The sequence below is a fragment of the Rhodopseudomonas sp. genome (genome assembly GCF_036404135.1).
In the GTDB taxonomy this organism is placed as follows: Bacteria; Pseudomonadota; Alphaproteobacteria; order Rhizobiales; family Xanthobacteraceae; genus Rhodopseudomonas_A.
The window spans coordinates 1-9,946 of record NZ_DASWPE010000135.1 but is presented as its reverse complement, the minus strand read 5'-3'; the positions used below and the strand labels follow the sequence as shown (position 1 = coordinate 9,946).

At 66.1% G+C, this 9,946-nt stretch carries 5 protein-coding genes; 3 read left to right on the top strand and 2 right to left on the bottom strand.

Features of this window, described 5'->3' with window-relative positions; genetic code table 11:
• Window positions 1-292: 292 nt before the first annotated feature.
• Entirely contained in the window at window positions 293-6,274 is a 5,982-nt protein-coding gene (locus tag VGC77_RS16710) for a negative regulator of septation ring formation (protein ID WP_331172692.1), read from the bottom strand.
• A 412-nt stretch (window positions 6,275-6,686) separates the two neighbouring features.
• On the opposite strand from VGC77_RS16710, the gene VGC77_RS16705 reads away from it, so the two are divergent.
• Both VGC77_RS16705 and VGC77_RS16700 read left to right on the top strand, forming a co-directional pair.
• A complete protein-coding gene (locus tag VGC77_RS16705) occupies window positions 6,687-7,034 on the top strand; it encodes an Hpt domain-containing protein (protein ID WP_331172691.1) in 348 nt (115 codons plus the stop codon).
• 111 nt (window positions 7,035-7,145) lie between these two features.
• A complete protein-coding gene (locus tag VGC77_RS16700) occupies window positions 7,146-7,466 on the top strand; it encodes a 2Fe-2S iron-sulfur cluster-binding protein (RefSeq protein ID WP_331172690.1) in 321 nt (106 codons plus the stop codon).
• Here the strand turns inward: VGC77_RS16700 and VGC77_RS16695 are convergent.
• Window positions 7,463-7,927, bottom strand: coding sequence for a thioesterase family protein (locus tag VGC77_RS16695; RefSeq protein ID WP_331172689.1), 465 nt, complete (start codon window positions 7,925-7,927; stop codon window positions 7,463-7,465). The two genes, VGC77_RS16700 and VGC77_RS16695, sit on opposite strands and share 4 nt — an antisense overlap.
• Before the next feature lie 192 nt (window positions 7,928-8,119).
• Here VGC77_RS16695 and VGC77_RS16690 point away from each other — a divergent pair, with 192 nt between their 5' ends.
• Window positions 8,120-9,148, top strand: a complete 1,029-nt coding sequence (locus VGC77_RS16690) for an NAD(P)/FAD-dependent oxidoreductase (RefSeq protein WP_331172688.1) — start codon at window positions 8,120-8,122, stop codon at window positions 9,146-9,148.
• Window positions 9,149-9,946 lie beyond the last annotated feature (798 nt).

Sequence of the window (9,946 nt, the reverse complement as noted above, 5' to 3'; positions counted from 1 at the left end):
GGCTGGGACGGCTATCCATCGTCCAAACCTCCCGGCCCCATCACCTTCAAGCACGGCCTCGAACGCTTCTCCGCCATCGCCGCAGGATGGAGCCTCAGAGATGTGTGCATGCCTTAGTGCGTGCGCAGGGACGACCCGTTGCGGCGAAGCGGCCAAGGCCTCAGCGAACTAACACGCGGCTGCGTCAGAGTGCGGGTTGACGTTCCGCTGGCGGCACGGCTTGCACAAACAAAAAGGCGGAAGCATTGCTTCCGCCTTTTGCTTGTCGGTGCGGTGTGACGGCGCGCGAGGCTTATCCCAGCCGGCCCGAGGCGTGGGCCAGCAGCGTGTAGACCAGCCCGGTCTCCGAGATCAGATGGCCGCGCAGCACCGCCGGTCCGCGCTCGTCGCGCGCCACCTCGTCGAGCAGTCGCTCGAATTCGGTGATGTAGCGGTCGACGGTCTGCTTGAAGTTGCGGTCGCTGCGATATTTGCGGCCGACTTCGTCGAATGCCTTCTGGCCGGCCGGGGTGTACAGCCGCTTGGTGAAGGCCTTGGCCTCGCCGCGCTGATAACGGTCCCACATCTCGGCGGCGAGGTTGCGGTCGAGCAGCCGGCCGATGTCGAGCGACAGCGAGTCGAGCGGATTGCTGCCGGCGGCTTGCGGTGCCGGTTGCGGCGTGCGGCCGCGCGGTGCTTCGCGTTCGGCGCCGTTGTCGGCGCGGCTCAGCAGGTCGGACAGCCAGCCGTCGCGGCCCTGGTCGGCTTCCACCGGGCTGACCGGCGGCGCTTCGGTGCGACGCGGCGCGGCCGGCAGGCCGAGGTCCGGCGGCGGCAGCGTGGCGGCACTGGAGTCGCGACCGCGCGGCGCCTGACGCAGCGGCGCCTCGTTGCGGCCGCCGGCGGCGGCCAGCATCGGCTCTTCTTCGCGCTGGGTGTTGCGTCCGCTGCTGACCACGTCGAGGCCGCGGCCGTGGCGGGCGACGATGCGGTTCAATTCGGCCAGCGCCTCGATCTGGTCGACGATCACCTTGCGCATCTGCGCGGTGCTCTCGGCGGCTTCCTGGGGAATTTCCAGCACGCCGCGGCGCAGCTCCTCGCGGGTCGACTCCAGCTCGTTGTGCATCTCCGACGCCATCTGCTTCATGTTCTGCACCATAGCGGCGAATTTGTCGGCGGACTGCTTGAACATCGCGTCGGCTTCGCGGGTGCCCTGCTGGTACAGTTCGCTCATCGCCTCCGAGGTCAGGCGGCGTTCCTGTTCGGCGGAGGAGCGCACCGCCTCGAACTGCCGCGCGATCGTCGCCGAGCCGGCGCCGGCGGTTTCCGCCACCACGCGCGCGATGTCGCGGGCGCGCTCTTCGGCCGCCGCCAGCGATTCATCCAAAAGCCCGGTGAACCGGCTCAGCCGCTGATCGAGATCGGCGGTGCGCAGGTCGATGGTGGTGATCAGCGATTCCAGCTCGCCCTTGCGGTCGGCGACCGAGGCGGTGGTGCTGCGGTTGCTCTGTTCGACCAGAGCCGCAGCATCGACCAGGGCATTGCCGTGGGCCGCGAACTGCTCCGACAGCGAGCCGAGATCGATCAGCGCCCGGCTGGTCTTGGTGTTGAACACCGTGAGCTGGTCTTCCAGCGCCTGGGTGGCGACGCCGTTTTGCGAATTCACGTCGTTCATGGTGGAGACGAAGTCGGCCACCCGTGTCACCAGCGCGCGCTCCAGCGAGTTGAGGTTCTCGTGGGCGCCGGTCAGCACTTCCTGCAGCAGGATGTTGCCCTCGCGCAGCCGCTCGAACAACGCCACGGTGTCGGTGCGCAGGATCTTGCTGGTCTCCTGCATTTCGGTGACCGCCGAAATCGAGACCTGGCGCGATTGTTCGATCGCGGTGCGCGAGGCCTGTTCGAGGTCCTTCAGCGACTTGCTGATGGCGCCGGTGGCCAGTTCGCTGGCGCCGTTGATGGTGCGCGCGACCTCGGTGCTGTTGCTCACGATCGAGGTGGAGAACGCCTGGCCGCGGGTCTCGATCGCCTTCAGCGCTTCGCCGGTGACCCGGTCGATGTCGATGGTCAGCTGTTGGGTGCGACCGCCGATGGCGTCGACCAATTGGCCGCGCTTGCCGTCGATCATCTGGCCCAGCCGATCGGTCTGCTGCTGTACGTAGCTGACGATCTCGTCGGTCTTGCCGGTCATGGTGGAGCCGAAGGAGCCGCTGGCGGCGAACACCGAGCGTTCGATCTCCGCCGAGGTGGTCTTGATCTTGGTGGTGACGTCGTTGGAGGCCGCGACCAGCGCGTTCTGCGCGTTGGCGGCGCTGGCCTGGATGGTGTCGGTGGTGTTCAACGTCACCGTCGCCAGGTTGCGTTCGATGTCGGCGGAGATCGCCTTCATCTGGCTGGCGGATTCCGCCGTCACCGTGACCAGCGTCGACTGCACGTCGCGGGCGTTGCCGAGCAGCGAGGCTGCGGTGTCGGCGCCAACCTTGGTCAGCGTGCGTTCGACATCGATCGCCAGCGACTTGACGTGGTCGGTGGCCTCCTGGGACGCGGTCACCAGGCTGGTCTGCGCCTCGCGGGCGCCGGACACGATCGCCTCGGCGGTGGCGATGCCGACCGCAGAGAGCCTTCGTTCGACGTCTTCGGCCAGCGCGGTGACCTGGCCGGCGGTCTCGGTGGAGGCGCTGACCAAGGTGTTCTGCGCTTCGCGGGCGCCGGACAGAATGGCGGCTGCGGTCGAGGTGCCGACCGCGGTCAGCGTGCGCTCGACGTCGCCGGCCAGCGATTTGACCTGACCGGAGACGTCGGTCGAGGCGCTGAGCAGCCGGTCCTGGGCTTCGCGCGCGCTGCCGAGGATCGACTCCGCGGTGGACGTCCCGGCGGCCGACAGCGAGCGTTCGACATCGATCGCCAGCGACTTGACGTGGTTGGCGGCGTCGGAGGAGGCGGTGACCAGCGCGCTCTGGGCGTCGCGCGCGCTGTTGAGGATGGTTTCGGCGGTGCTCGAACCGGCGGCGGACAGCGTGCGTTCGACGTCGGCGGTCAGCGATTTGACATGTTCGGAGGCATCCGACGACGCGGTGACCAGCGCGGTCTGCGCGGCGCGGGCGCCGGTCAGCACCGAATCCGCGGTGGCCGATCCGGCGGCGAACAGCGTGCGTTCGATATCGGCGGACAGCGAGCGGATCTGGTTGGCGACCTCGGCGGAGGTGGTGACCAGCGTGGTCTGCGCCTCGCGGGCGCCCGACAGCAGCGCGGTCGCGGTCGAACTGCCGGCGGTCGACAGCGAGCGCTCGACGTCGGCAGCCAGCGATTTGATCTGGCCGGCGGCGTCCGACGAGGCGGCGAGCAGCGTCGCCTGGGCGTCACGGGCGCTGCTGACGATCGAGCCGGCGGCGTTGGTGCCGACCGCGGTGAGGGCGCTTTCGAGCTCGCTCGAGGTGAGCTTGAGCTGGGCGCCGACCTCGGTGGAGGCCGATAGCAGCGATTCCTGCGCGGCGCGCGCGCCGGTCTGGATGGTCTCGGAGGTGTTGACCACGAGATGGGTCAGCGAGCGCTCGGCGTCTTCGACATGGGCCTTGATGCCGATCGACAATTCCTCGGCGCGCGCCATCAGGCTGTCGCTGGCGTTGCGGCCGCTGCTTTCTATCCGGCCGGTGACGGCTTCGATGCGCGCCCCCAGCAGATCCTCGAACTGGGTGACGCGGATGTCGATGTCGTTGGCCACCGCGCCGGCGCTGGTCTCCAGGCCCTGGTGGATTTCCTGGAACCGGGCGGTGACGATGTCGGCAAGATGGCTGCTGCGGCCATCGATCGCCTCGGTGACGTCGGCGATGCGCTGGTCGATGGCGCTGACCGCCTGCGCGGTGCCGTCGGTCAGCGACCGGGTGAGGTGGGCCAGCCGCGAGTCGATCGATTGCACCGCCTGGGTGGCGCCATCGGTCAGCGACATCGTGAGATGGCTGAGCCGGGCGTCGATGGTTTCTGTGGCGTTGGCGGCGCCGTCGCTCAGGGTCTGCGTAAGATGGCTGAGCCGGTTGTCGATCGCCTGCGTCGCGTTAGCGGCGCCGTCGGTCAAGGCGTGGGTGAGGCGGTTGAGCCGGGCGTCGATGGCTTCGGTAGCGGTGGCGGAGCCCTCGGTGAACGTCGCGGTGAGCCGGTTGATGCGGGCGTCGATCGCGTCGGTGGCCTCGGTGGCGCCGTCGGTGAAGGAGCTGGTGAGCCGGTTGAGCCGGCTGTCGATCGCGTCGGTGGCGTGGGCGGCGCGCTCGGTCAGCGTCTTGGTGAGCTCGCTGAGCCGGCTGTCGACGGCGTCGGTGGCGCTGGCGGCGCCTTCGCTCAGCGACGAGGTGAGATGGCTGAGCCGGCTGTCGATCGATTCGATGGCCTGCGCAGCGCCTTCGGTCAGCGACGAACTCAGCGTCTCGATGCGGCTGTCGATGGTTTCGATCACCGAATGCGCCCTGGTATCGAAGGTCGATTCCAACGACTTCAGGTGACCGTCGACCGCGCTGTCGAAGCCCTTGATCTTGCTCTCGAGCGACCCGTCGAGCCCGGAGACGCGGGTTTCGAAGGTAGTCTCGAACTGCAGCAGCCGCTGGTCGAGCGCGGCGCTGATCGCGCCGCTGTTGGAGGTCAGCCGGTTGTCGAAGGTGTCGACATAGGTCTTCAGCGTCTCGGAGATTTCCTGGGTGCGCTGCCCCATGCGATCGACGATGTCGCCGCCGAAGGTTTTCACGGTGCGGTCGAATTCGGAGATGTGGCGGGTGATCAACGCACCCAGCGTGCCGCTGTCGCGGGCGAAGCGTTCGGCAAGTTCGCTGCCCTGTTCCTTCACCAGCTCGTCGAACGCGCTCATCTGCATGCTGAGCGTATCGTGGGCGTTCTCGGTCTGGCTGACCACCTTGGCGACCAGCGTATTGACGGTGACGTCGAGCGCTTCGCTGGCCTTGTCGCCGCTGGTCAGAACCTGGGTGGCGAGCCGGTTGCCGGCCTCGTCGATCTTGCTGACCAGGTCGCTGCTGCGCAGTTCGAGCTCGAGCAGCAAGGAATCGCTGGAATTCTTCAGCGAGTCGTGGACCTGCTCGGTGCGCTCGGAAATGCCGTCGACGATCGACGACGACTTCTGTTCGAATTCGCCGGTGATGCGATCGATCCGCTCGTTCAGCATGTCGTGGACGCGGTCGGCCAATTCGACGAATTCGTTGTGGACGTGGCCGGTCTTGAAATTGAGGCTGGTGGTGAGCCGCTCGCTGGCGTCCAGCACCGCGCGCGTGGTTTCCGAACTGGCTTCCTCGAAGCGGTCCAGAAGATCGCCGCCGCGTTCGCCGAGCGTGAGGATCATGTGATCGCCGGCGGTGCTCAGCGCGTTGGTGATGTGCGCGCCGCGCTCTTCCAAAGCGCCGGTGATGCTCTTGGCGACCTCATCGACGCGCGAGGCGATCGCATCCGAGATCAACGCGATGTCGTGGCGCAGATCGATCTGCACACCGGAGATCGCGCTGCGCACCTGCTCGGCCTGGCCGACCAGATTGTCGCGCTGATGCGCAATGTCCTGCAACAGCGCGCGAATCCGCACTTCGTTGTCGGAATAGGCGCGCTCCAGCGCCGACACTTCATTGGCGACCAGGGTCTCGAGTTCGCCGGCGCGCGCGATCGCGCGCTCGACGCCGTCGCCCATCGCCGCGACTTCGCGGCGGATCGCCTGGCCGACCGTCACCATGGAGTCGCTGGCCGCACCTTCCGGCTCGGAAAACCGGATCGCGACCTGCGCCATCGACTGCGCGATCATCCGCAATTCCTGGCCGCGCCAGGCCAGGCTGGCGAGGAAATAGAACAGCATCACCGGAGCGAAGAACAGCGCAACAAGGCCGGCCAGCGCCAGCACGCCGCCGCTGCCCTGGCCGACAAAGGCCTGCAGCGCCGGCAGGAAGGCGACGGTCAACAGCCCGGCGCCGACCAGCCAGATGCCGGCGAATACCGAGGCGAGCGTATAGACGTTGCGGGCAGGGCGGCCCTTCTGAATGGCTTGCAACAATTGGCCGATGGTTTCGCGGTCGTCATTGGCGGCGCGGCGGGTGAAGCGCTGCTCCTCGGCGTCGTCGAAAGCCGGCGGCCTTTGATCGGGGATGCGTGGCTCAAAGCCGCCGCCGCCCTCGCTCACGGCGGGTTTGGGCGAACTTTCAGTCCGGACCGAGGTCGCGTCACCGCCGGCCGGGGGCGCGTCGCTGATGTTCAGGGCTTCCTGAATCGCAGACAGCGCAACTTCGGTGGGATCTTTGACCTTCTTGGGATTGTTCGCCATGTGCAGTCTACGCCCTTGTTCTACGCATCCGGGGACATCGCGCGGTCATCGACCGCGGCCTGATCGCCGGCTCCGGCGGGTCACCTGGGATAAATACCCATCGATCCCGCCAGCTTGTCCCACCACTCCGCAAACATCCTATTGTCTTGGCGATGCGAATGAAATGGTTGCCGTTAAGAACATCTTAATCATCGTTAACGCGACGGCTGCTGCGTAAAGCTACTGGGGAAAAATCCCGCGAAAACCGTCGGTTAATGGCAAACTGTCGACAAAAACACGGCAAACTTGCGGCAATTGGGCAAAGGATCCGTTAACCACTGCCGTGGTTGGCTGGGCCGTTCATTTTGGTCGGAATCATCCGGCCCGGCCAACTGCGAGTGACTTGATGTTTCAACCCGGATGGATCGCCTGGATGCCGTCGCCTTCGATCGTTCCCGACGTAGCGCCCCTCGATCAGTTGCATCTGCAGCGGATGACGCTCGGCGACGCGGCGCTGGAGCGCGAGGTGCTGGCGCTGTTCACCGCGCAGGCTACCGGCTTGATCACAAGGCTCGCGACCTGGCCGGACGACGCCGCGGCGCTGGCGCATAAGTTAAAGGGTTCGGCGCGCGGCATCGGCGCCTTCGCGGTGGCCGACGCGGCCTCCGAACTGGAAACCGTGCTGACCCATGGCGGCGACGCCTCGCTGGCGCTGTGGGCGCTCGATCTGGCGGTGAAGGCGGCGAGCGAAGCGATCGGCGAACGGCTGAAGCGCTGCTGATGCTGGGTTGTTGAGCGCAACTGCCTGGTTTTTGCGCGCAGGTGCTGGCGGAAACGGGATCGACCCGCTATAGGACGGCCCCGAACTTTTCTTCGCAGCACACGAGCAATCATGGCCAAGATTAATTTTGTCGATCACTCCGGCGAAACCCGCACCGTCGAGGTCGAGGAGGGCGCCACCGTGATGGAGGCCGCCATCCGCAACGCCGTGCCGGGCATCGAGGCCGAATGCGGCGGCGCCTGCGCCTGCGCCACCTGCCACGTCTATGTCGACGAGGACTGGCGCGAGAAGACCGGAGCGCCGACCCCGATGGAAGAAGACATGCTGGATTTCGGCTTTGACGTGCGGCCGAATTCGCGGCTGTCGTGCCAGATCAAGGTCACCGAGGAGCTCGACGGCCTGGTCGTCACCGTGCCGGAGCGCCAGGCTTAAAGCGCCAGATCCGCCGGCCGATCGGCGAGCTGCCAGCGCCGCAAATTGCGGATCACTTGGTCCGGCAGCGGCACCGGCCGGCGGCTTTCGCCGTCGACCAACACGGTCACCGCGCGCGCCGAGGCGACGCAGCGGCCGTTGGCGAACACCGCCTGATCGAAATGCGCCGAGGTGCGGCCGATCTGCGCCACAACCAGACCGAGCTCGATCGTGCCCGGCCAGTGCAGCTCGTGGCGGAAGTGGATGTCGAGCCGCACCAGCACCCAGGCTGCGCCCGGCGGGATCAGTCCGTTGGCGGGGTCCTTGACCAGCAACACCCGCGAGGACTCGAAATAGGTCGCGTAGACCGCGTTGTTGACGTGCTGGTTGGGATCGAGATCGGCGAACCGCACATTATCCGAAAGTCGAAACGGGAACTGGTCGGGCCGGGGCGCCGCAGCGTCGCGGGATATTGCTGTCACAGGCCGTTCTCCAGGGCTTTTATGCCATCAGACGCGCAGCTCACGCGGTCCGGGGCAGTCCTTGGAGCAGTTCTTGCGATCGGACAAGGGCGCATTGCGCGGCTCGACCTAATTATGACTTTCCTCATTCGGCCGCTTTGGCTAGACACGCCGCCAGAGCCAGCTGCCCCACCCAACCGAAAAGATGAAACGATGAGCGAAGCGATCAAAACCGATGTCCTGATTGTTGGCGCGGGCCCCTGCGGACTGTTTGCCGTGTTCGAGCTGGGCCTGCTCGACGTCAAGGTGCATCTGGTCGACATTCTCGACAAGATCGGCGGCCAATGCGCCGAGCTGTATCCGGAAAAGCCGATCTACGACATTCCCGGCATCCCGATGATCACCGGCCACGGCCTCACCGAGCAGCTGTTGGAGCAGATCAAGCCGTTCAACCCGACCTTCCATCTCAACGAGATGATCGAACAGGTCGAGAAGATCGGCGACCCCGGCTTCCGCGTCACCACCGACGCCGGCAAGGTGTTCGAATGCAAGGTGCTGGTGGTGGCCGCCGGCGGCGGCTCGTTCCAGCCGAAGCGCCCGCCGGTGCCGGGCATCGAGGCCTATGAAGGCGGCTCGGTGCACTACGCGGTGCGCAAGATGGAAGAATTCCGCGGCAAGGATCTGATGATCGTCGGCGGCGGCGATTCAGCGCTCGACTGGGTGCTCAACCTGCATCCGCTCGCCAAGCGCATTACGCTGGTGCATCGCCGCGACGATTTTCGCGCGGCTCCGCATAGCGTCGAGCAGATGCGCGCGCTGGTCGCCTCCGGCCAGATGGATCTGTTGATCGGCCAGGTCACTGCGCTGGAAGGCGAGGGCAAGGAGCTCTCCGCCGCCACCGTGAAGGGCAATGACGGCAGCATCACCAAGGTCGCCTGCAATTCCATGCTGCCGTTCTTCGGGCTCACCATGAAGCTCGGCCCGGTGGCGAATTGGGGCCTGCATCTGGAGAATAATCTGATCCCGGTCGACACCGGCACCTTCGAGACCAACGTGCCCGGCATCTTCGCGATCGGCGACATCAACACCTATCCCGGCAAGCTGAAGCTGATCTTGAGCGGCTTCCACGAGGGCGCGCTGATGGCGCAGAAGGCCGTCAAATACGTCTATCCGGAAAAGCGCGTGGTGTTTCAGTACACCACCTCGTCGTCGAGCCTGCAGAAGAAGCTCGGCGTCAACTAAGCGACGACTACGCGCCGCCTTGGCGGCGGCGACGGTGGGGCGGGGCGGGACGATGAAGCGTCGCGCCTCTACTACTCGGCGCCTTGCTCCTTGGTGATCGAAAGCCGGATCGCGAAAAGCGGTCCGGCTTTTCTGTTCGTGCGGATTGATCCGCCGCCGTCATTCCGGGGCGCGAGGGCTTAAAGCCCGAGCGAACCCGGAATCTTGCACCGCCTGTTGGACGCTCTCTACGTCGAGCGAGATTCCGGGCTCACGCGCAGCTAAAGCTGCTTGTGCCCCGGAATGACCCTGCCGCAAGAATTTTCGGGCGATTTGCGCGATCGGCGGAAATGGGTTTTTGCGACTCTGCACGGGTCGCCGATTTTCGCCGTAGTTCATTGATTTGTTGTTGAAATCGGCTCTGAGCGAAGTCGCTGCTGTGCGCGGCGAATCTTGCGGCAAAGCCAAGGCAGACAAGTTTGGCGCAACATCGCTTGCGGCCAAACCGCGGCGATTTGGTGAAAATCGGGCTTTGGCGCGAGGCGTCGAAATAAGGCAATCCCGCCGCGAAAATAACGCTATCCCCGGGAGGCGGCGAGGGCGCGAATCGGGAGCGACCAGGCGGCGCCGCGACGCCGTGCCACGGGGGATAGGTGTGCACGGGGAGGCTGCTCGCCGGTGATCGTGTCCCAGGGAGTGGTGTAGCTGACGGCGGGTCACCGCGACTGCCGGGTTGGTCCGGGCCTGTCAGCTGGCGAAAGCCGGGAGGCTGACGGCGGGATCATCGCCGATCGGGGCGATGGTTTCCAGCGTCATGTA

Coding starts and splice junctions, on each gene's coding strand:
- VGC77_RS16710 (WP_331172692.1), bottom strand. CDS start 6,274: ATGGCGAACAATCCCAAGAAGGTCAAAGATCCCACCGAAGTTGCGCTG.
- VGC77_RS16705 (WP_331172691.1), top strand. CDS start 6,687: ATGCCGTCGCCTTCGATCGTTCCCGACGTAGCGCCCCTCGATCAGTTG.
- VGC77_RS16690 (WP_331172688.1), top strand. CDS start 8,120: ATGAGCGAAGCGATCAAAACCGATGTCCTGATTGTTGGCGCGGGCCCC.
- VGC77_RS16700 (WP_331172690.1), top strand. CDS start 7,146: ATGGCCAAGATTAATTTTGTCGATCACTCCGGCGAAACCCGCACCGTC.